Genomic DNA, 21,639 nt, shown 5'->3' on the forward strand with positions numbered 1-21,639 from the left:
CCCCACACACTCCGGGGCTTACATGCAGGCCTCGAACAGCGCGCGGGTGTTCGCCTCGGTCATCTCCACCGGGTTGCCGCCGACCGAAGGGTCCTTGAGCGCGTCGGCGACCAAGCGGTCCAGATCGGGATTCGACACGCCCAGCGCCGTGAGAGTTTCGGGAATGCCAAGTTCGGCGTTCAGGCGAGCCACGAAATCGCAAACGCCCTCGAAGTTGCCCTCGATCCCCAGATAGGCCGCCGCGCGGGCGAGCGGTTCCTCGACGGCCGCGCGGTTGAAGCGCAGGACCGCCGGCATCACCACGGCGTTCGTGGTGCCATGATGGGTGCCGTAATGCGCACCTATCGGGTGCGACAGCGCGTGGATGGCGCCAAGCCCCTTCTGGAACGCGACCGCGCCCATCGCCGCGGCCGCCATCATGTGCGTGCGCGCCTCGATGTCGGTGCCGTCGTGGAAGGCCCGGGGCAGGTTCTCCTTGACCAGTCGCATACCCTCCAACGCGATCCCCTGACTCATCGGGTGGTAATGGGGCGAGCAATAGGCCTCCAGGCAATGAGCAAGCGCATCCATCCCGGTGCCGGCGGTAATCGCAGGGGGCATGCCCACCGTGAGTTCGGGGTCGCAGATCGTGACCGCGGGCAGCATCCTGGGGTGGAAGATGATCTTCTTCTCGTGAGTTTCGCGGTTCGTCAGGACGCCCGCGCGGCCGACTTCGGACCCCGTTCCGGCAGTCGTCGGCACGGCAATGATGGGCGCGATGGCGTCTGCGTCGGCGCGGGTCCACCAGTCGCCGATATCCTCGAAATCCCAGACCGGGCGCGATTGACCGGCCATTAAGGCCACGCATTTGCCGAGGTCGAGCCCCGACCCGCCGCCAAAGGCAATGACGCCGTCATGGCCACCCTCGCGAAACAGGGCGACGCCGGCTTCCATGTTCTTTTCGGTCGGGTTCGGGTCCACCTCTGCGAACATTGCCCGGCCGAGTCCGGCGGCGTCGAGGATGTCCAGCACCTGCCCGGCGATGGGCAACTGCGCCAGGCCGCGGTCGGTGACAAGCAGCGGACGCTTGATGCCCGCGGCAATGCACGCCTCGGGCAATTCGGCGATGCGCCCGGCCCCGAAGCGCACGGCGGTGGGGTAGGACCAGTTGGCGGTGAGGCTCATGTTTCAGCCTTTCTTGAGGTGGTAGGATTTCGGACGGGTCAGCGCGTGGTAGCCGAGCACCGACAGTCCCACGCCGCGGCCGGTGTTCTTGCACCCGGTCCAGCACAGCGCCGGGTCGAGATAGTCGCAGCGGTTCATGAATACGGTGCCGGTCTCGATCCCGTCGCCCACCCGGGCCGCGCGCGCGGCATCGCGCGTCCAGAGCGAGGCGGTCAGGCCGAACTCGGAATCGTTCATCTTTTCGATCGCATCCGCGTCGTCCCTCACGCGCATGATGCCGACGACGGGGCCGAAGCTTTCCTCGCGCATCACCCGCATGGAGTGGTCCACGTCCACCAGGATCTGCGGCATCAGGTAGGCGCCGTCATCGTTGGGAAAGAGCGCGCGGTCGATCAGCGGAGTCGCCCCTGCCGCGACGGCCTCCTCGGTCTGCGCGCGCACCAGATCGGCGAACCGCGTCTGCGCCATCGGGCCCATGGTCGTCTCGGGGTGCAGCGGGTTACCGAGCTTGGCCTTGGAAACGATCTCGACGCATCTGTCGACAAAGGGCTCGTAGACGCTGTCGGCGACATAAATCCTCTCGATCCCGCAGCAGCACTGGCCGGAGTTGAACATCGCCCCGTCCATCAAACCGTCGGCCGCCACCTCAAGATCGGCATCTTCCATAACGTAACCGGGGTCCTTGCCGCCGAGTTCCAGCCCCAGACCGGTGAAGGTGCCCGCTGCGGCGCGTTCGATCGCCTTGCCGCCACCGACCGATCCGGTGAAGTTCACGAAATCGAAGGCGCCCGCGGCGATGAGCTTGGACGTGGTGTCGTGGCCGAGGAACACGTTGCGCACGATGTCGTCGGGCACCCCGGCCTCGCGCAGGGCGTTCACGATGCGCTCCCCCACCAGAGGCGTCTGGCTCGCGTGCTTCAGCATCACCGCATTGCCGGCGATCAGGGCTGGCGCGACGGTGTTGATCGCGGTCATGTACGGGTAGTTCCAGGGCGCGACGACCAGCACGAGGCCCTGCGGCAAGCGACGGACGTAGCGGGCGAACGTCGCGGTCTGCTCGATCTCGATATCGGCCAGCGCCGCTTCGGCGATGTCCGCCATGTAGAGCGCGCGTTCCTGGAACCCGCCGAACTCGCCGCCATAGCGGACCGGGCGGCCCATCTGCCAGGCGAGTTCGGGCACGATCTCGTCATTCGCCTCGCCGATCAGCGCAACCGCCTTGCGCACGATCTCGGCGCGTTCCGCGATCCGGCGCGCGGCCCAGGCGGGCTGCGCGGCGCGCGCCAGCGCCACCGCGTCGACCGCCTCGTCGAGAAGCATCAATCTGCGCTCGGCAAAAACGCTCCCGTCGACGGGAGAGATGCATTTCAGACTTTCAGTCATGTCAGGCCCTTTCGAAGCCGCGGGCCACTTCCCAGTCGGTCACGCGGCGGTCGTATTCGGATTGTTCCCAGCGAGCGGCGTGGACGTAGTGGTCGATCACGTCGTCGCCCAACGCGGCACGGAGCATGGCGGAGCCGTCGGCGGTCTCGATGGCGGCGCGTAATGTCTTGGGTATTTCGCGAATGCCCTCGCCGGTATAGGCGTCGCCGGTGAATTCGGGCTCCAAGTCCAGCCCTTCCTCGATGCCCGCAAGCCCCGCGGCGATCTGGGCGGCGAAGGCGAGATAGGGGTTGAGATCGGCGCCCCCCACCCGGTTCTCGATGCGGATCGCCTTGGAGTTCTCGCCCACCAGCCGGTAGCCCGCCGTGCGGTTGTCGCGCGACCAGACGGCCTTGGTCGGCGCGAAGGTGCCCGCGACGTAACGCTTGTAGCTGTTGATGTTGGGCGCGAGGAACAATGTGAAGTCGGAGGCGTATTTCAACAGCCCCGCCACATAGGCGCGCATCGTGTCGGCCATGCCGTGCGGGTCCCCCTCGTCGAGGAACAGCGGCACGCCGTCCGAAGACCAGATCGACTGGTGGATGTGGCAGGAGGATCCGGCCGGATCGTCGGCATATTTTGCCATGAAGGTCACGGCGTGGCCCAGCTTCAGCGCGATCTCCTTGACCGCCTGCTTGGTGATGACATGAGTGTCGGCGCTGTCGAGCGCATCGGAGTACTTGACGTTGATCTCGTGCTGTCCGGCCCAGGCCTCGCCCTTGGAGTTCTCGACAAGGATGCCGGCGCCGTAGAGCCCGTTGCGCACGGCGCGCATCAGGGTTTCCTCGCGCGCCGTCGTGAACAGGTGGTAGTCCTCGTTGTAAGGACTCGTCGGCGTGAGGTCGCGATAGCCGCCGTCATGGGCCTCTTCGAAGCCCTGGCGGAAGACGTAGAACTCCAGTTCCGAAGCCACCTTGCAGTCCATGCCCTTCTCGGCCAGTCGGGCCAGTTGCGCCTTCAGGATCGCCCGCGGCGAAACCGCGATCGGCCGGCTGCCGTCATGTTCCAGCGTGTCGCAGATCACCAGCGCCGCGCCGGGGGCCCAGGGGGTGAGGCGCAGCGTCGAGAGGTCGGGCTTCATCATGTAGTCGCCGTAGCCCTGCGCCCAGCTGGCCGACGCGTACCCTGGCACCGGCTCCATCTCCTGGTCGACGGTCAGCAGATAGTTGCAGGAATGAGTCTCGTGCACACCGTGTTCCACGAAATGCCGCGCATGGAAGCGCTTGCCCATCAGCCGGCCCTGCATGTCGATCTGGGCCATCATCACGGTATCGATCTGGCCGTCGTCGACCAGCTTGGTCAGCGCGTCAAGGGTCAGGTTGCCGGGCATCGGGGCCTCTTTGGTCTTGCGGTGACGGAAAGGGGGCGCCCCGGCCGGGGCGCCCCCTCAGGCTTACGCCTGGCTGTAGCGGTAAGGCCGGCCGGCCTTCTGCATGTCAGCGTTGTACTGCTTGAAGATCTCGACGACGCGGGCCTTGGTCTCGGACTCCGCGGCGATCTCGTCCCAGAAGGTCCGGGCCGCCTCCTCGACCTGGTCCCATTCGGAATCGGGGATCGAGGTCAGCTCCATCTTCTCGCCGTCGACGCGCAGCCGCGCCTCGCCGCCCCAGTACCACCACTGGCGGTAGTAATGCGACTGCTCGAAGCAGACCCGCATCAGCGCCTGAAGCCGTTCCGGCACCTCGTTCCAGCGGTCCTGGTTGGCGAAGAAATGGCCGATCCAGGCGCCCGAGATGTTGTTGGTGAGGAAGTAGTTGGTCACGTCGGCCCAGCCCACCGTGTAATCCTCGGTGATGCCCGACCAGGCGACGCCATCGAGTTCGCCGGTCTGCACCGCGACCTCGATATCCTCCCAGGGGAGCGTCACCGGCACCACGCCGAACTGCGACAGGAACCGCCCCGCGGTCGGGAAGGTGAAAACCCGCTTGCCCTTGAGGTCCTCGAGCGAGCGGATCGGGTCCTTGGTGGCGAAATGGCACGGGTCCCAGGCGCCGGCCGAGATGTGCTGAACCCCGACCTTGGCGTATTCTTCGGCCCAGATGTCGTTCAGGCCGTACTGGTTGAACAGCACCGGCACGTCGAGCGAGTAGCGCGAGGCGAAGGGGAAATAGCCGCCGAACACCGTCACCTCGGTCGGCGAGGCCATCGAGTCGTCGTCGGACTGCACCGCGTCGATCGTGCCCGACTGCATCGCGCGGAACAGCTCGCCCGTGGGCACCAGCTGGTCGGCGGTGTAGAGTTCGATCTCCATCTCGTCGCCGGCGATCTTGTTGAAGGTGTCGATCGCGGGCTTGATCACATGCTCGGCGAGCGCCGGGCCGGCATAGGTCTGCATCCGCCAGCGGATCGTCGATTGCGCGATGGCGGGCGCGGCAAGGCCGGCGGCGGCGGCGCCGACGCCGGCGGCGGCAAGGAACTTGCGTCTTGTGGTCATCGTCTCACTCCTTGTTGGTGGGGCGTCCCTGCCCCGTTTTCGGGCCCCTTTGCCGGGGCTCTTGTCATCTCGAATAGACCAGTTCCGGCAGCCACAGCGCGATCTGGGGGAAGGCCATGATCGTCGCCAGCGCCACGATCATCACGCCGACGAAGGGAATGATCGAGGCGTAGATGTCCTTGAGCCCGATCTCCTTGGGCGCCATCGCCTTCATCAGGAACAGGTTGTAGCCGAAGGGCGGCGTCATGTAGGCGATCTGCGTGGTGATCGTGTAGAGCACCCCGTACCAGATCAGGTCGAAGCCGAGCGCGTCGACCAGCGGGATGTAGAGCGGCGCCACGATCACCAGCATCGCGGTGTCGTCGAGGAAGGTGCCCATCAGCAGGAAGCTGAGCTGCATCAGGATCAGGATCATCCAGGGGTCGAGGCCCAACTGCTCGGTGAACAGGTTCTCGATCGCCCGGACCGCCCCCAGCCCGTCGAACACCGCGCCGAAGGCCAGGGCCGCGAGGATGATCCACATGAACATGCAGGAGACGGCAAGCGTCTGGCGGACCGAGTTCTCGAACACCTCGCGCGTCATGCGCCCCTTGACCACCGCCGCGACGAACGCGGTCAGCGCCCCGATGGCCGAGCTTTCCACCAGCGAGGTCCAGCCGTTGACGAAAGGCACCATCATCACCGCGAAGATCACCAGCGGCAGCAGGCCCGCGAACAGCAGCCGGTATTTCTCGCGCATGAAGATGTCGAGATGCAGGAAGGACAGCTTGCGGGTCAGCCAGGCGGCAAGCCCGAGGCCCAGCCCCGCCAACAGCGCGTTCTCAGGCAGCAGGACGCCCGCGTAGACCAGCGCCGGCAGACCGATCAGCGCGCCGATCACCAGGAAGTTGATCTGCACCGGGCGGTCCGAGACCCGGTCGTATTCGGCCAGTTCGTCATGGCTCATCGCCGGACCGAGCCTGGGCGTGATCCGGCAGCGCAGATAAATGTAGATGATGAACATCGCCGCCATCATCAACCCCGGCAGGATCCCCGCCAGCCACAGTTGCCCGACCGGCTGACGCGCGATCATCGCATAGAGCACAAGCACGACAGAGGGCGGCACGAGGATCCCGAGCGACGATCCCGCCTGGATCACGCCGGTCACCATCCGCTTGTCATAGGCGCGTTTCAGCAGTTCCGGCAGCGCGATGGTCGCCCCGATCGCCATGCCCGCGACGCTGAGGCCGTTCATCGCCGAGATCAGAACCATCAGCCCGATGGTCCCGATCGCCAGGCCGCCCGAGACTGTGCCCATCCAGATATGGAACATCCGGTAGAGGTCGTCCGCGATCCGGCTCTCGGACAGGATGTAGCCCATGAAGATGAACATCGGCAGCGTCAGCAGCGGATACCATTTCATCAACTTCATCGCCGAGGAGAACGGGATGTTCGACCCGCCCGTCCCCCACAGCGTTAGCGCCGCGATCGCCGCCACAGCGCCGATGGCGCCGAACACCCGCTGGCCGGTGAACAGCATCAGCATCATCGACGCGAACATCAGAAGGGCGATCATCTCGTAGGACATCAAATCTCGATATCCCTGATATGCGCGATGTCCTTGAACAGCTCCGAGATCGCCTGCAGCAGCATCAGCCCGATACCGATGCACATGATCGTCTTGATCGGCCAGAGCACGGGGCGCCAGGCGGTCGGGCTGCGCTCGGTGTATTGCAGGCTGTAAAGCAGGCTGTCGATGCCGCCATAAAGCAGCACGCCGAGAAAGAAGATCAGAAACAGCACCGTGAAACTGTCCACCCAGGCGCGCGTGGTGACCGACCAGCGGCCGTAGAACAGGTCCATCCGGACGTTCGAGCCGAGCTGCATCGAGTAGGGCCCGCCCATGATGTAATAGGCGACCATGGCGAACTGGGCCATCTCCAGTGTCCAGAGCGAAGGCAGGAAGTAGGTCTTTGAGATCGACGACCAAAGCAGGATCGCCGCCATCACGAAGATGCCGTACATCATCACCCGGCCGATGTGATAGTTCGCACCATCGACGATGCGGACATAGGCACGCATGAAGGCGGTCATGCCCCCGCCCCCTGTCCCAGATCGGCCCGCGCCGCGGCGACCCACTCGGCCAGCATCCGCCCCATCGCGGCCTCGGCCTCCGCATCGGCGACAAGGTCGTTGCGGATCTCCAACATGACGTTGAGGCGCCCCCTCTCCACCCCGTGCCGACGAAGTGTATGGGTGACCCCGTGTTCCGGTCCATAGGGATCGTTGCGCCCGGCGCGGCGCCCGGCGGGCGGCCGGGCCAGCATCGCATCCGCAAGGCGGCTGTCGCTATCGTGAACGATGCCGATTTCCACCGCGCGCCGCGTCCCGTGCCAGACCGGGGTGAAGCTATGCACCGTGACCAGCGCCGCCTTTGGCCGCGCGGCGTAAACCTCTTCGATGGCGGCATGGAACGGCACGTAGTACCGCCGCCCACGCGCGGCCCGGTGCGCCATGGTCAAGCCGGCATTGCCCGGTATGGTAACGGTTTCCGTGCGCTTCGGCATCGCCTCGGCCGAGCCCTCGGGGCGGTTCACGTCATGGACCAGACGCGAAACGGCAGCCGCCACCAGCGGCGCGTCCAGCGCACCCGACAGGGCGCGTGCAACACCCAACGCGCCGGGGTCCCAGGCGGCGTGGCTCGCCTCGTCGCCGGGCGCAAGGCCCAGCCGGGCGAGCCCGGGCGGGATGGCGTTTGACGCATGGTCGCACACCACGACGAACGGACCCGCACCGCCGGCATTCTCCACCAGCGGCCGATGCTCCGACGCGTCGCTCCCATGTTCGGGCATGCAAGACTCCCTGTTGCCCGAACAGGTTTCTTCACCGCCTACACACCTGTCAATTCCTTTCCTGAAACTTCCTCTTCAACCATTTTCGACCTGACGCTATATTGAGCAAAAGAGGTCCGATCTTGCCCGGAGACGCCCCAACCATCGCCGACCGCCTGCAGGCGCGGCTCGACGAGCTGACCCGCGCCGAGTGTCAGCTCGCCCATGCGATTCTCGAAAGCTACCCGGTCTCCGGCCTCGGCACGATCACGGAGCTGGCCCAGGCCGCCGAGGTCTCGACCCCGACGGTGGCGCGCATGGTGCAGAAGCTGGGCTTCAAGGGCTATGCCGAGTTCCAGCGCGCGCTGAGATCCGAACTAGAGGCGCGGATATCCGGCCCCGTCGCCCGGCGCGAGACCTGGGCCGAGGGCGCGCCGGGCGGGCACGCGCTCAACCGCTTCACCGAGGCAGTGATCGGCAATATCCGTCACAGCCTCGCCCAGATCGACACCGCGTGCTTCGACACCGCCTGCGATCTGATCGCCGACCCCGCACGCCGGGTCCATGTCGTGGGTGGTCGGATCACCCGGACGCTCGCCGATTACCTGTTCCTGCATCTGCAAATGGTCCGCCCCGGCGTGGTGCCCTTTCATGGCCAGCCCAACGCCTGGGCGCATTCCCTGCTCGATCTGGCGCGCGGCGACGTGCTGGTGATCTTCGACGTGCGCCGCTACGAGAACGCCACGCTGCGCCTTGCCGAGATGGCCGCCGAGCGCGGCGCCGAGATCGTGCTGTTTACCGATCAGTGGCGCTCGCCCGTCCACCGACTGGCGCGGACGGTGCTTACCAGCCGCACAGTGGTCCCTTCGGCCTGGGACTCGTCGGTCACGACGCTGCTGCTCGTCGAGACGCTGATCGCCGCGGTGCAGGAACGCGGCTGGGGCGAGACGCGGACGCGGATGGAGGGGCTGGACGAGATGTTCGATCGAACCGGATTGTTCCGAAAGTTCACCTGAGCCGAAGGGAACGGGGCGCATGAGGTCACACCTCGTCTGCCCCGTGGCGGGGTGACGCGATAGTTGTCGCATAATCCACACGCGCGGCAATGTTATACGCACGGAAAGAGGCGATGCCTTGTTTGCACCCGACGCATGTGTTTCTCTCGGTCACGAGGGGCAGTGAGATCAAATCCCGACTCCAGAAAGGGAGTGTCTCACGATGACGAAACTGACAGCGACTGCAGTTCTTCTTTTGTCGACCACCGGCGCAGCCTTTGCCGCCGGCCCCGAACCGATGCCGCCGCAACCGATGGTGGCAGCGCCGGCGTCGGCGCCGGCCGTCTCCTGGGACGGCCCGTATGCCGGCGGCCAACTGGGCTATGCCTTCGGCGATTTCAGCCTCGATCCGGGCGATTTCGACGATGACAGCATCATCGGCGGCTTCCACATCGGTTATCGCTTCGGCCTCGGCAATGGCTGGTATCTCGGTCCCGAGTTCCAGTACGACTGGGCCGACCTGACCGTCGAAAGCCTCGGACAGAACGTCGATTTCGACGAGATGGCGCGGCTGAAGCTGGTCGCGGGCCGCGAAGTCGGCCCCCGCGGCCTGATGTACGGCAGCATCGGCTATGCCTATGGCGATTACGGCGACCCCGGCGACCTGCTGGACGCCAGCAACGACAGCTGGCTCGCCGGCTTCGGCTACGACTACAGCCTCGGCAACAACTGGACCATCGGTGGCGAGTATCAGTACCACGACTTCAACGATGTCGAGGTGCAGACGATCCACCTCAAGGTGGGCTTCCAGTTCTAGGCCAGCCTACAAACCGGACGGCGACGGCCGCGGCAAGACCTGCCGCGGCCGTCGCTTTCAGAACGCCGCTCTCCGCGCGCCGATCGCGGGCGGGCCGATCACGCTGCCCCCCGGAATCCCGTCGCGACCACGAACTTTTCCGAACTGTCCGACCGGCTCGCCGGCGGCTTGACATTCGCGACCTTGTCGAAACGCCGCTTCAGAACCGTCTGCAACTCGCTCTCGGCGCCGCCAGCCAGCACTTTGGCGACGAAGGTGCCGCCCTCTTCCAGGACATCGAAGGCAAGCTCGGCCGCCGCCTCGCACAGCGCCACGATCCGCAAATGGTCGGTCTGCTTGTGGCCCGACGATGCCGCCGCCATGTCGCTCATCACCACGTCCGCCTTGCCGCCCAGCCAGTCTTTCACCTTGTCGTCGGCGCCTTCCTCCAGGAAATCCAGACGGTGGATCTCGGCGCCCGGCACCGGCTCCACCTCCTGCAGGTCGATGCCGAGGACACGACCCACCGCCTTGCCGGGTTTCTCCCCCAGCGCGTTCACCCGCTTCACCGCGACCTGGCACCAGCCGCCCGGCGCGCAGCCGAGGTCCACCACCCGCGCGCCGGGGATCAGGAAGCGGTACTTGTCGTCGAGTTCGAGGATCTTGTAGGCCGCCCGCCCGCGATAACCGTCGGCCCTCGCGCGTTTTACGTAAGGGTCGTTCAGTTGCCGCTCCAGCCAGCGCGTGGACGACAGCCGCCGCCCCCGCGCCGTCTTGACCTTGACCTTCAGATCGCGCTGCCCGCGCCCGCTCGACCCGCGCTTGCCTGCCATGCCTGCCACCCGCGCCCCGGCGCGGCCCCTGTCTTCTTCTTGGTCCAAATACTCCTGCGCACCGCCTCGGCGGTGTCAGAACGGCCCGTCCTCCAGCACGCCGTCGGCGCTCATCTGCGCGTAGAGCAGTCCCTCGCGCAAGCCCCGGTCGGCCACCGACAGCCGATCTGTCGGCCAGACCCGCATCAGCGCCTGCAGGATCGCGGCCCCCGACATGATCAGCGCGTGCCGGTCGCGGCCGATCCGCGGGTCCGCCCGGCGCCCCGCGGGCCCGAGATCGAGATAGCTGCGGATCACCGCGTCGATCTGGGCCGTGGTCATCCTGAGCCCGTCCACCTTGGTCCGGTCATAGCGGCGCAGCCCCAGATGGCTCGCGGCCACCGTCGTGACCGTTCCGCTGGTGCCGATGATCTGGAACCCCTCGGTCTCCTGCACGGCGCTGTAGGGCGCGAACTCGGCGAGGTTTTCCTCGAAGAACCAGCTCATCAACGCGAAGCGCGCGGCGTCGTCCTCGACATCGTCGAACTGCTCGCGCAGCGTGGCCACCCCCAGCGGCACCGAGATCCAGTCCACGACGCGCGCCGCCGGGAACGGGCTGTCGGCCATGTGGAAACCCGCGTGAAGCCGCATGATCGCCCGTGGCCGTTCCGCCCGCGGCACCGCCGAGATGTCGATCCAGACGAGCTCCGTCGAGCCGCCGCCGATATCGACCACCAGAAGCTGCTGGGTGCGGGTCGAGACAAGGGGCGCGCAGGACACGACGGCCAGCCGCGCCTCTTCCTCGGGCTCGATGATCTCCAAGGCAAGCCCGGTCTCGCGCTTGACCATGCGGATGAACTCGCGCGCATTGGTGGCCCGCCTGCAGGCCTCGGTCGCGACCAGCCGCATCCTTGCCACCGAGTGCTTTTCCAGCTTGCCCTTGCAGATGCGCAGCGCCTGCACCGTGCGGGCCATCGAGGCGCGGCTGAGACGGCCGGAGCTTTCCAGCCCGGTGCCCAGTTGCACCGATTTCGAGAAGCTGTCGACCACATGGAACTGGTTGCCCTTCGGCTGGGCAATCAGCATGCGACAACTGTTGGTGCCGAGATCGAGCGCCGCATAGAGCGAAGCCGGATCTGGCGGGGGTGGCGCGGAGGTTGCAACCGCCTTGGGGAACGCGCCCGCGCCAGTCGGACGCCTGGGCGCCATCAAATCGCCCTCCGGAACTGGTTGTCCCAAACGTAGCGGCAGAGCCGCGACGTTGCAACGCGGTTCAGCCGGGCTTGCGCCGCAATCCCGCCAGGGCCGCAATTCCGCCGAGCAGAAGAATCAGACCAGGCGGCAAGGGCACCACCGCAGGGCCGCTCGCGGGCGGCGCAATGTCGGTCGCCAGCGCCTCCGGCCCGGCGCCCGACGCGTCGGGCAGCCAGGCGACAGGACCCGAGGGACGACCGCCCCCGGGACCGGAGGTGCCCCAGACGGGTGGCCCGGCCGTCACCGGCGCGAGCGCCCAGCCGGGGATCGTCACCGGCGCCGCGTCGGCGACCCGCTCGGGCACCGCCTCGGCCGGACCAGCGGGCAAGGGCGGGCAGATCGCGGCGCCAGCCTCGGCGGGCGCATGGCACTGACCGGCCCCCGGCGCCATGCAAAGCCCGTGGCCCGGACGCAGGCACAGGCCGGTTGCCAGGGCGCTGAGCCGCCCGCGCGCGCCGGACCAGCGCGTCGCGGACACCGCCCGCGCGCTGTCCCCGCCGACCAACGGGCGCGCGTCGAGCCACGCCGTCGACGGCGCGGCGCCCGTCATGCAAAGAAGCAGAATCACCGCCGCTGCGGCGGTCTTGGAGCTCGGTTTCATATGTTACCCCCAGTGGCCGGCCCGACGCCCCTTCGGACGCCCGGCCGGCCCGACATTCGGCCGCACCCCCACGCAAACGGCCCCGCGGCTCGCCCCCACGATCACCGCGCCCAAGGTCGTCGCACAAATGCCCCGATCCTGCCATTTTCGCGATTTATCAGCGTTAATCCGTCCCCTTTGGGCGAACAGTCGCGGCCAACACGTCGAGCGTCGCCGAGGGCGCACCAATCGTACCGCATTGCGGCCCCGGTCCTGCGCCCACGGCAACGCGATTCGGCCCCGCCCGGGCGCCCTTGCGCAGGCCGCGCCCCCGTCACCCGCCCGCGCGAGCCCCCACGACCGGGCGTCAGGTCGCAAGCCCGATCCATTCTGTCGGAAACCGGCGCCGCCGCACGACTTCGAAGAATTACAAGCGGCTTACGGAAGAAGGGGAATCAGATGCCCGACCTCACCATCGTCTACTGGCGCGACATTCCCGCCCAGGTGATCGTGGGCAAGGGCCGCCGGGCGGAAAAGCGTGTGCTGTCCGAGCGCTTCGAGCAGGCGATCGACCGCTGCGCGATGCAGGTGGGGGCACGGGACACCGACGCCTACCTCGCCGAGTGGCGGCGCGCTGCCCCGGTCGAACGCGAGGGCGAGGCAGCCGCGCTGGCCGAGGCCGAGGCGGCCCGGCTGGAGGCGGATTACGACACCGCCCGGCTCAAGGCGCTGATCGCGGCTTCCGGATGGGATCACGCGTGAACGGGCTTTGGGAGACCGCCATGGGACTGCTGCAATTCAGAAAGCGCGCGCCGCTGGCCGCGACGCCGGGGCCGCTCGCGGAGTTCGTCCGTGGTTACTCGATGGAGGTCATGCCCCGGACCGCCGAGAAGATTGCCGATTTCCGGGAATTGCTGCCCCAGGGCACGCGGGTCTATATCGCCCATCTTGACGGTACGCCGATCGAGGACATGGTGGCGACGGCCGCGCGGCTGCGCGCCGAGGGCTTCGAGCCGATGCCGCATTTCCCCGCCCGCTCGATCCCCGACCGGACAACGCTCGCGGACTGGATCGACCGCTACCGCGGAGAGGCGGACGTCCGCCAGGCGCTGGTGCTCGCCGGCGGTATCCCGACGCCCCGCGGCGCGTTCCATTGCTCGATGCAATTGCTGGAAACCGGGCTGTTCGATGCCGCCGGGTTCGACCGCCTGCACGTCGCCGGCCACCCCGAAGGCTCGCGCGACATCGACGCCGACGGCAGCGACCGGCTGGTGATGGAGGCGCTGCACTGGAAGCAGGCGTTCAACGCGCGCACCGACGCCGAAATGGCCATCGTCACCCAGTTCGCGTTCGAGGCGGAGCCGGTGATCGCCTGGGCCGACCGGTTGCGGGCCGAGGGGGTCGACCTGCCGATCCATATCGGCGTGGCCGGCCCCGCCAAGCTGCAGACGCTTGTGAAATTCGCCATCGCTTGCGGCGTCGGACCCTCGCTCAAGGTGCTGCAGCGGCGCGCCCGCGACGTCTCCAAGCTGGTGCTGCCCTTCACGCCGGACGAGTTCCTGACCGACCTCGCCACCGCCGCCGCCCGGCGCCCGGACGACTTCCCGATCCAGGGCATGCATTTCTTCCCGCTCGGCGGGATCAAGACCAACGCGGCCTGGCTTGCCGAGCACGGCCTCGCCCCCGCCCAGGAAAGCTGAGAGACCATGACCCGTACCGTTGTCGAGTCCAAGTCAAAGACCGTCACCATCGGTTTCGACGAACCGTTCTGCGTGATCGGCGAGCGTATCAATCCCACCGGCCGAAAGAAGCTGGCCGCGGACCTGGAGGCCGGCGATTTCTCGACCGTCGAGAAGGACGCGCTGGAGCAGGTGGCCTGCGGGGCGATGGTTCTCGATGTGAATGCGGGGGTCGTCTACAACTCCAACCCGAACCCGAACGAGACCGAGCCGCCGCTCATGCGCAAGATGATCGAACTTGTGCAGGGGCTGGTCGACGTGCCGCTCTGCATCGACAGTTCGGTGCCCGCGGCGCTGGAAGCGGGGCTCGCGGCGGCCGAGGGACGGCCCCTGCTGAACTCGGTCACCGGCGAAGAGGAGCGGCTGGAGCGCGTTCTGCCGCTGGTCAAGAAGTACGGCGTGCCCGTGGTGGCCATCTCCAACGACGACTCCGGCATCTCGGAGGACCCGGACGTGCGTTTCGCCGTGGCCAAGAAAATCGTCGAGCGCGCCGCAGATTTCGGCATCCCGGCCCATGACATCGTGGTCGACCCGCTGGTCATGCCCGTGGGCGCGATGGCGAGCGCCGGCCAGCAGGTCTTCACCCTTGTCCGCCGGCTCCGCGACGAGCTCGGCGTGAACACCACCTGCGGTGCATCCAACATCTCCTTCGGGCTGCCGCACCGGCACGGGATCAACGCGGCCTTCCTTCCGATGGCGATCGGCGCGGGCATGACGTCCGCGATCATGAACCCGATCCGCCCGGTCGAGATGGAGGCGGTGCGCGCAGCGAACTTCCTCATGAACCACGACCCGAACGGCGGGGCGTGGATCGGGTTCTCCCGCGTGCTCGACCAGGTGGCCGAGGGCATGCCCTTCGCCGAGGCCTCGAAAGCGGCTGCCGAAGCCGGCGCGGGCCGCGGCGGACGGCGGCGGCGGCGCGCGTAAGGCGACGGCGCGGGGCGCGCACGCGCCCCGCCAGCAGGCCGGAGGAGCGATGACCGAGACCGATCCCCTCGTGATCTTCACGCCTTCGGGCAAACGCGGGCGCGTTCCTGCGGGCACGCCCGTGCTGGAGGCCGCGCGGATGCTGGGCGCGGATCTCGAAAGCGTCTGCGGCGGCCGCGGAATCTGTTCCAAATGCCAAGTGTCGCCTGGCATGGGGCAGTTCCCCAAGCACGGGGTCACGGTCGCAGAGAATGCCCTTTCGCCCGTCAACGCGGTCGAACGGCGCTACGACGAGAAGCGCGGTTTGAAGCCCGGGCGCCGGCTGGGTTGCCAGGCGCAGATCCTCTCCGACACGGTGATCGACGTGCCGCCCGAAAGCCAGCTTCACCGCCAGGTCGTGCGCAAGGCTGCCGACGCACGCGCGGTCGAGATGGACCCGGCCACAAGGCTGCTGATGGTCGAAGTCGCCGCGCCCGACATGCACGCGCCCTCGGGCGACCTGGAACGTCTGAACGCCGCCCTCGCCGCGCAGTGGGAGGTTCCGTCCGCGACCGCCCCCCTGCCCGTCCTGGGCCGCTTGCAACGGGCGCTGCGGCAGGGCGGGTGGCAGGTGACGGTCGCGCTGCACCAGGGCCGCCGGGATGCGGCGCCACGTCTTCTGGACACCTGGCCCGGCTTCTTCGCCGGGCCGCTCCACGGGCTGGCGATCGATCTCGGCTCCACTACGATCGCGGCGCACCTCACGGATCTTTCCACCGGCGCTGTCACGGCCTCGGCTGGCGTGATGAACCCCCAGATCCGGTTCGGCGAAGACCTGATGAGCCGGGTGTCCTACGCGATGATGAACCCCGGCGGCGCGGCCGAGATGACGGCGGCAGTGCGCGCCGCGCTGGGCGATCTCGCCCGCGACATCGCCCGAGAGGCACGCATCGAGCCGCGCGCCATCGTCGAGGCGACGCTGGTCTGCAACCCGGTGATGCACCACCTCGCCCTCGGGATCGATCCCGTGGAACTGGGTCAGGCGCCCTTCGCGCTGGCAACCTCGGATGCCGTATCGTTGGACGCCGCCGACCTTGGGCTGACGGAAATCAACCCCGCTGCGCGGGCCTATGTGCTACCGCTGATCGCGGGCCATGTGGGCGCGGACGCGGCCGCCGTGGCGCTGTCGGAGGCTCCCGAGACATCCGACGATCTCGCGCTGATCGTGGATGTCGGCACCAACGCCGAGATCATCCTCGGCAACCGCGCGAAGGTGCTGGCCTGTTCCTCGCCCACCGGGCCGGCCTTCGAAGGCGCGCAGATCAGTTCCGGCCAGCGCGCCGCCCCCGGCGCGATCGAGCGGGTGCGGATCGACCCCGAGACGAAACAGCCGCGCTTCAAGGTGATCGGCTGCGACCTGTGGTCGGACGAGACAGGCTTTGCCGAGGCCGTAGGCCGGGGCGGCGTGACCGGCATCTGCGGCTCGGGCATCATCGAGGCGGTGGCCGAGATGCGGATGGCGGGCCTGCTGGACGCTTCGGGCCTGATCGGCTCGGCCGCGCAGACGGAGTCGGAGCGCTGCATCGCCGACGGTCGCACCCATGCCTACCTTCTGCATGCCGGACCGGATGCCGCCAGCCCGGCGATTTCCGTCACCCAAGGCGACATCCGCGCGATCCAGCTGGCGAAATCCGCCCTCTACGCAGGCGCGCGGCTCCTGATGGACCGGATGGGCGTGGACCGGGTCGACCGGGTGGTGCTGGCCGGCGCCTTCGGCGCGCATATCAGCCCGCTGCACGCGATGGTCCTGGGCATGATCCCCGACGTCCCGCTCGACCGGGTGCGCTCGGCGGGCAATGCCGCAGGCACCGGGGCGCGCATCGCGTTGTGTTCGCGGGCGGCACGGGCGCTGATCGAGGCGAACGTCCGGCGGATCGAAAAGGTCGAGACCGCGGTCGAACCCCGGTTCCAGGACCATTTCGTGGCCGCGAACGCCCTGCCCCATGCCACCGATCCGTTCCCCGAACTCTGCAAGGTCGCGCCGCTTCCGGCGGTCGATTTCGGGGCCGGGGCCGACAGCGGTCGGCGCCGCCGGCGACGGGGCGGCGACGCGAACTGAGCGTTTTCGCGGACCTGCCACCCCCGCGAACCCCCCGGCCGTTCGGGACTTGACGGCCGGGCGGCCTTTGTCTACCTCCGACGATACCCGGGCGGGTGTAGCTCAATGGTAGAGCAGGAGCTTCCCAAGCTTAAGACGAGGGTTCGATTCCCTTCACCCGCTCCACGGCTTACCCTCTGAAAGCGACGTGATTTCAACGACATGCTCGCGGATATCCGCGCAGCTTGGCTTGCGGCAGGTCGGCGAAGAGCGAAACATTTCAGAGGCTTCGTAGCCGCGTCCCCCAGAAACGCCCGAAGTTGCCCGCAGATGGAATGGGAGAGCCGCCGGGCCGACCGACCCCCGCAAAGACACGCAGCCTTATAGCCTCATGGCGCGGAGCACCTGCGGAGCCGCGCTACTTTGACGGCGCCCATACGCGGTGCGTGCGCCAAGATCCCTTGCGACAGCGCAATCGGACCGGAAAAAAACGGAAATACGGGGGGAAGGGCCGCGCCCGACAGCCATCGACGGGAAACGCGCGAAAGGGCGGTCAGGCCGCGCCCTTGTCCCCGTCCTCGGGGCGTTCCCAGACCGCCTTGGCGATCTCCTCGTGGGACAGCCCCTCGTCCTCGAGCGCCTTGATGCGATGGAACATCTGTTCCGCCTCTTGGATCAGGGCGCAGTTCTCGCACAGGGTTTCGGAGGAAGAACCGAACAGTCCCAGCACTTTACCGCAGTCTCGACAGGTTGCCATCTTGCACACTCCAGGCTCGCGATGACGCTAGCCGCGAAATCTTAACAAAGGCTTCCGGGCTCAGTCCTGGGATGCGACAAATTCGATCAACTGGCGCGTGGATGCGTCCAATGCCTCATCCGGCATCCCGCCCGACAGCACCGGCTCGAGCGACTTGGCGAGTTCCTTGCCCAGTTCCACCCCCCACTGGTCGAAGGAGTTGATGCAGAGGATCGTGCCCTCGGTGAACACCCGGTGCTCGTAAAGCGCCACGATCCGGCCCAACAGTCCCGGCGTGAGCAGCGGATAGATCAGCGTGGTCGAGGGCCGGTTGCCGGGAAACACCCGGTGCGCAGCCTGGCGGTCCAGTTCGTCGCCCTCGACCCCCTGCGCGGCCGCGACATCCCGCGCCTCCTCGCGGTCCCGGCCCCGCATCAGCGCCTTCGACTGGGCCAGCGCGTTGGCAAGCAGCAGCCGGTGCTGGTGCGCAAGGTCGGGCTCGTGGCCCTTCGCCGCGACGAGGAATTCGCAAGGCACCACCTGCGTGCCCTGGTGGAGAAGCTGAAAGAAGGCGTGCTGGCCATTGGTGCCGGGTTCGCCCCAGACCACAGGGCCGGTCGGGCGCGGCACGGGCGCACCGGCCATGGTGACGCCCTTGCCGTTCGATTCCATCTCGAGCTGTTGCAGATAGGCCGGCAGCCGCCCAAGCCGCTGGTCGTAGGGCAGAACCGCGCGCGTGGCATGGCGCAGGACCTGCGCGTGCCAGAGCCCGACGAGGGCCAGCATCACCGGCATGTTCTCGCCCAACGGCGCGGTGCGGAAATGCGCGTCCATCGCGCGGCCGCCGGCAAGGAATTCGTCGAAAGCCTCCGCCCCGATGGCGATCATCAACGACAGCCCGATCGGCCCCCACATCGAATAGCGCCCGCCGACCCAATCCTCGAAGCCGAAGACACGGGATTCGTCGATGCCGAAGGCGGCAGTCTTCTCCAGCGCCGAGGAGAGCGCTGCGAACTGTGCGCCCGGCTGCGCCACGGCCTCGGCCATCCAGGCGCGCGCGGCCTCGGCATTGGTCATCGTCTCGACAGTGGTGAAGGTCTTGGACGCCACGATGACCAGCGTCGTCTCGGGGTTCAGGCCCTTTAGCGTGTCGGCGATATGCGCCCCGTCCACGTTCGACACGAAATGGCAACGCGGCCCGTCATGGTAGGGGGCAAGCGCGCGGCACCCCATCGCCGGGCCCAGATCGGACCCGCCGATCCCGATATTGACCACGTCGCTGATGCGGCCCCCCTGCCCCCGGAAGGTTCCGTCGCGCACCGCGCCGGCAAAGTCCCGCATCCGTGCCAACGTCGCGCGCACTTCCGGCATAACGTCCTTGCCGTCGACGGTGACCGGGCCCTCCGTGGCGCGAAGAGCGGTGTGCAACACCGCCCGCCCCTCGGTCTCGTTGATCTTCTCGCCCACGAACATCGCCTCGCGCCGGGTCTCGACGCCGGCCGCGCGGGCCAGTTCCAGCAGAAGCTCCCGCGTCTCGGCATCGATATTCGTCTTGGAATAGTCGAAGAGCATTCCCTCGGCCCGGACCGAGAAGGCGGCCGCACGGTCGCCCGCCTCGAACAGCGACAGGATCGAACGGTCCCTCACCGCATGCGCCTTGGCATCAAGGCGCCGCCAGGTCTCCGCGGTCACCGTCCTACTCCGCCCAGTGGACCGTCGCCGATTTCAGCACCGTCGAGACGGGCGCCAGGCGCGGGTCGTTCAGTTCTGCGGCGCGCTCCAGCGCCGCGCGCTTCTCCGCCCCGCTGATCAGGATATGAATCGACATGGCGCCCTTCAGCGCCGGGGCGGTCAGGGTGATGCGCGTCTCGGGCTGGCCGGGGGCCGTGATCTCCATCACCGGCGGCGCGTCCGACCGAAGCGCCGCCTCGAGTTCGCGCGCGCCGGGAAAGAGCGAGGCGACATGCATGTCCGCGCCCATGCCGAGCACCAGTATGTCGATGGGCAGCGCGCGCTTCACCCGTTCGACCAGCCCCGGCATGCCGTCCGCACCGGGCCGCAACCCGATCAATCGCGCGCTCGCGGCCTCGCCCGTGACCAGCCGCGCCTTGATCATCCCCTCGTTCGAGCGGGCATGATCGGGCGGCACGAGGCGTTCGTCCGTCGGCATCACCCGCACCCGGTCCCAAGGCAGCGTCGTTCCGCAGAGATCGTCGAACAGCGGCCCCGGCGTCGTGCCGCCCGGCACCGCCAGCGTCACCCGCTCCTGGTGGAACAGCGCGTTGTTCAGTTCGCCCGCCAGCACGTTGGCAAGGTCGATCATCATCATCTCGGTATCCGGGTAGGTCACGAGTTTCATGGGCGCACCTCCCGCCAGCGGCGTCCGTCGCGATGCATCAGCATGAGCGCATCCTCGGGCCCGGAACTGCCCGGGTCATAGGGTTGCGGCCGGTCGCCCTTCGCCTCCCATGCCGCGACGATGGGGTCGGTCCAGGCCCAGGCGGCCTCGACCTCGTCGCCGCGCATGAACAGCGTCTGGTTGCCCCGGATCACGTCCATCACCAGCCGCTCATAGGCGTCTGGAATGTCCGCCGCCTCCGGCCCCAGCGCCTCGGCGAACGACATGTCGAGCGGCACCTCGATCAGGCGCATGCCGCCCGGCCCGGGTTCCTTGATCGTCACCTTCAGCTTGATCCCCTCGTTCGGCTGCAGCCGGATCACCAGCGCGTTCGACTTCTGCCCCTCCTGCTCGCCGAAGATCGAATGCGGCGGGTCCTTGAAGGTAATCGCGATTTCCGAGGTCCGGGCGCGCAGCCGCTTGCCGGTGCGCAGGTAGAACGGCGTGCCCTTCCAGCGCCAGGACGAGACATGGGCCTTGAGCGCGACGTAGCTTTCGGTGCGGCTGTCGGGGTTCTCGGCATCGTCGAGATAGCTTGCCTGCCCGTTGCCCGCCGCATACTGCCCGCGCACGATGTCCCCGGGCGCCACCGGATCGAGCGCGCGGATCACCTTGAGCTTCTCGTCGCGCACCGCGTCGGGTTCGAAGGCATAGGGCGGCTCCATCGCGATCAGGCACAGAAGCTGCATCATGTGGTTCTGCACCATGTCCCGCATCGCGCCGGACCGGTCGTAGTAGCCGCCGCGGCCCGCCACGCCCACCGTCTCGGCCACGGTGATCTGGATGTGATCCACGTATTGCGCGTTCCACAGCGGCTCGAACAGCATGTTGCCGAAGCGGACCGCCATCAGGTTCTGGACCGTCTCCTTGCCGAGGTAATGATCGATCCGGTAGATCTGGTGTTCTTCGAAATGGGCGGCGAGCGTGGCGTTCAGGGCCTTCGCCGAGGCGAGGTCATGGCCGAACGGTTTTTCCACCACGATCCGGCAGTCCTCGCGGTTCATGCCGTGGCGGTGCAGGCGCTCGGCGAGCGCGCCGAACAGCGAAGGCCCCACGGAAAAGTAATAGGCCTGCACGACGTCGGGGCGCACCCGGTCGGCCAGCGCCTGCCAGCCCGCCTCGCCGGTCGCGTCGACCTGCAGATAGCCGAGCCGCGCGAGGAACCGGTCGAGCGCCGCGCCGTCCTGCCGGTCGGCCGGCACGTGTTCCTCGATCGCCGCGCGAATCTCGTTGCGCCACGCGCCGTCGGACAACTCCGAGCGCGCCGCACCGAGGATGCGCGCCTCGTCCGGCAACTGCCCGGCAAGGTCGCGCCGGTAGAGCCCGGGCAGGATCTTGCGCCGGGCCAGATCCCCGGTCGCGCCGAAGATCACGAGGTCGAACGGATCGACCGGGATGACGCGTGAGACCATCTGGACACTCGCCGGTTCCATGCGCGCGGCCGCACCGGACCGCCGCACTCCTGTCTAGCACGCCACGGCCTGCGTGCAACGGG

At 67.8% G+C, this 21,639-nt stretch carries 20 protein-coding genes and 1 tRNA gene; 7 read left to right on the top strand and 14 right to left on the bottom strand.

What is annotated here, in order from left to right:
- Window positions 1–18: 18 nt before the first annotated feature.
- From BUR28_RS04295 to BUR28_RS04325, 7 genes are all read right to left on the bottom strand, one after another.
- Window positions 19–1,164 (bottom strand): iron-containing alcohol dehydrogenase, encoded by a 1,146-nt coding sequence (locus tag BUR28_RS04295; protein WP_074219005.1) that lies wholly within the window; start codon window positions 1,162–1,164, stop codon window positions 19–21.
- A 3-nt stretch (window positions 1,165–1,167) separates the two neighbouring features.
- Complete coding sequence (locus tag BUR28_RS04300; protein ID WP_074219006.1) at window positions 1,168–2,547, bottom strand: aldehyde dehydrogenase family protein; 1,380 nt, start codon at window positions 2,545–2,547, stop codon at window positions 1,168–1,170.
- 1 nt (window position 2,548) lies between these two features.
- The gene (locus tag BUR28_RS04305; protein WP_074219007.1) at window positions 2,549–3,916 is read right to left on the bottom strand and encodes a glutamine synthetase family protein; all 1,368 of its coding nucleotides are present in this window, start codon (window positions 3,914–3,916) and stop codon (window positions 2,549–2,551) included.
- A gap of 63 nt (window positions 3,917–3,979) precedes the next feature.
- Window positions 3,980–5,020: a TRAP transporter substrate-binding protein gene (locus BUR28_RS04310; RefSeq protein WP_074219008.1), complete on the bottom strand. Its 1,041-nt coding sequence runs from the start codon at window positions 5,018–5,020 to the stop codon at window positions 3,980–3,982.
- Window positions 5,021–5,084: 64 nt separating this feature from the next.
- Window positions 5,085–6,587: a TRAP transporter large permease gene (locus BUR28_RS04315; protein WP_074219009.1), complete on the bottom strand. Its 1,503-nt coding sequence runs from the start codon at window positions 6,585–6,587 to the stop codon at window positions 5,085–5,087.
- Entirely contained in the window at window positions 6,587–7,093 is a 507-nt protein-coding gene (locus tag BUR28_RS04320; RefSeq protein WP_074219010.1) for a TRAP transporter small permease subunit, read from the bottom strand. The genes BUR28_RS04315 and BUR28_RS04320 overlap by 1 nt, the downstream gene beginning before the upstream one ends.
- Window positions 7,090–7,851: an N-formylglutamate amidohydrolase gene (locus tag BUR28_RS04325; protein ID WP_074219011.1), complete on the bottom strand. Its 762-nt coding sequence runs from the start codon at window positions 7,849–7,851 to the stop codon at window positions 7,090–7,092. The genes BUR28_RS04320 and BUR28_RS04325 overlap by 4 nt, the downstream gene beginning before the upstream one ends.
- Window positions 7,852–7,973: 122 nt before the next feature.
- On the opposite strand from BUR28_RS04325, the gene BUR28_RS04330 reads away from it, so the two are divergent.
- Together BUR28_RS04330 and BUR28_RS04335 are read left to right on the top strand one after the other, a co-directional pair.
- A complete protein-coding gene (locus tag BUR28_RS04330; RefSeq protein WP_074219012.1) occupies window positions 7,974–8,846 on the top strand; it encodes a MurR/RpiR family transcriptional regulator in 873 nt (290 codons plus the stop codon).
- A gap of 202 nt (window positions 8,847–9,048) precedes the next feature.
- Complete coding sequence (locus tag BUR28_RS04335) at window positions 9,049–9,642, top strand: outer membrane protein (RefSeq protein WP_074219013.1); 594 nt, start codon at window positions 9,049–9,051, stop codon at window positions 9,640–9,642.
- Between the two features lie 98 nt (window positions 9,643–9,740).
- Here the strand turns inward: BUR28_RS04335 and BUR28_RS04340 are convergent, their stop codons facing one another.
- From BUR28_RS04340 to BUR28_RS04350, 3 genes are all read right to left on the bottom strand, one after another.
- Window positions 9,741–10,454, bottom strand: a complete 714-nt coding sequence (locus tag BUR28_RS04340) for an RlmE family RNA methyltransferase (RefSeq protein ID WP_074219014.1) — start codon at window positions 10,452–10,454, stop codon at window positions 9,741–9,743.
- 75 nt (window positions 10,455–10,529) lie between these two features.
- On the bottom strand, window positions 10,530–11,642 hold the full coding sequence (locus BUR28_RS04345; RefSeq protein WP_074219015.1) for a Ppx/GppA phosphatase family protein: 1,113 nt from the start codon (window positions 11,640–11,642) through the stop codon (window positions 10,530–10,532).
- A gap of 64 nt (window positions 11,643–11,706) precedes the next feature.
- The gene (locus tag BUR28_RS04350; protein WP_074219016.1) at window positions 11,707–12,288 is read right to left on the bottom strand and encodes a hypothetical protein; all 582 of its coding nucleotides are present in this window, start codon (window positions 12,286–12,288) and stop codon (window positions 11,707–11,709) included.
- Between the two features lie 438 nt (window positions 12,289–12,726).
- Between BUR28_RS04350 and BUR28_RS04355 the strand changes: the two genes are divergently transcribed.
- From BUR28_RS04355 to BUR28_RS04375, 5 genes are all read left to right on the top strand, one after another.
- A complete protein-coding gene (locus tag BUR28_RS04355) occupies window positions 12,727–13,029 on the top strand; it encodes a virulence factor (protein WP_074219017.1) in 303 nt (100 codons plus the stop codon).
- 20 nt (window positions 13,030–13,049) lie between these two features.
- Window positions 13,050–13,967 (top strand): methylenetetrahydrofolate reductase, encoded by a 918-nt coding sequence (locus BUR28_RS04360; protein WP_074221507.1) that lies wholly within the window; start codon window positions 13,050–13,052, stop codon window positions 13,965–13,967.
- 6 nt (window positions 13,968–13,973) lie between these two features.
- Window positions 13,974–14,933 carry a methyltetrahydrofolate cobalamin methyltransferase gene (locus BUR28_RS04365; protein WP_074219018.1) on the top strand — a complete coding sequence of 320 codons (960 nt, stop codon included), beginning with the start codon at window positions 13,974–13,976 and terminating at the stop codon, window positions 14,931–14,933.
- A gap of 49 nt (window positions 14,934–14,982) precedes the next feature.
- Window positions 14,983–17,031, top strand: a complete 2,049-nt coding sequence (locus tag BUR28_RS04370; protein WP_074219019.1) for an ASKHA domain-containing protein — start codon at window positions 14,983–14,985, stop codon at window positions 17,029–17,031.
- Window positions 17,032–17,122: 91 nt separating this feature from the next.
- Window positions 17,123–17,196: transfer RNA gene (locus tag BUR28_RS04375), tRNA-Gly, on the top strand.
- A gap of 367 nt (window positions 17,197–17,563) precedes the next feature.
- On the opposite strand, the gene BUR28_RS19250 is transcribed toward BUR28_RS04375, so the two are convergent.
- Genes BUR28_RS19250 through zwf form a run of 4 tightly spaced genes read right to left on the bottom strand, consistent with a single transcriptional unit; the run spans window position 17,564 to window position 21,556 of the window.
- Window positions 17,564–17,767 carry a hypothetical protein gene (locus BUR28_RS19250; RefSeq protein WP_139307482.1) on the bottom strand — a complete coding sequence of 68 codons (204 nt, stop codon included), beginning with the start codon at window positions 17,765–17,767 and terminating at the stop codon, window positions 17,564–17,566.
- Between the two features lie 60 nt (window positions 17,768–17,827).
- Window positions 17,828–19,438: a glucose-6-phosphate isomerase gene (gene pgi, locus BUR28_RS04380; protein WP_074219020.1), complete on the bottom strand. Its 1,611-nt coding sequence runs from the start codon at window positions 19,436–19,438 to the stop codon at window positions 17,828–17,830.
- Window positions 19,439–19,442: 4 nt separating this feature from the next.
- Window positions 19,443–20,105 carry a 6-phosphogluconolactonase gene (gene pgl / locus BUR28_RS04385; protein WP_074219021.1) on the bottom strand — a complete coding sequence of 221 codons (663 nt, stop codon included), beginning with the start codon at window positions 20,103–20,105 and terminating at the stop codon, window positions 19,443–19,445.
- Window positions 20,102–21,556 carry a glucose-6-phosphate dehydrogenase gene (zwf, locus tag BUR28_RS04390; protein ID WP_074221508.1) on the bottom strand — a complete coding sequence of 485 codons (1,455 nt, stop codon included), beginning with the start codon at window positions 21,554–21,556 and terminating at the stop codon, window positions 20,102–20,104. The genes pgl and zwf overlap by 4 nt, the downstream gene beginning before the upstream one ends.
- Between the last annotated feature and the right edge of the window lie 83 nt (window positions 21,557–21,639).

It is taken from the genome of Rhodovulum sp. ES.010 (assembly GCF_900142935.1).
Classification (GTDB): domain Bacteria; phylum Pseudomonadota; class Alphaproteobacteria; order Rhodobacterales; family Rhodobacteraceae; genus Rhodovulum.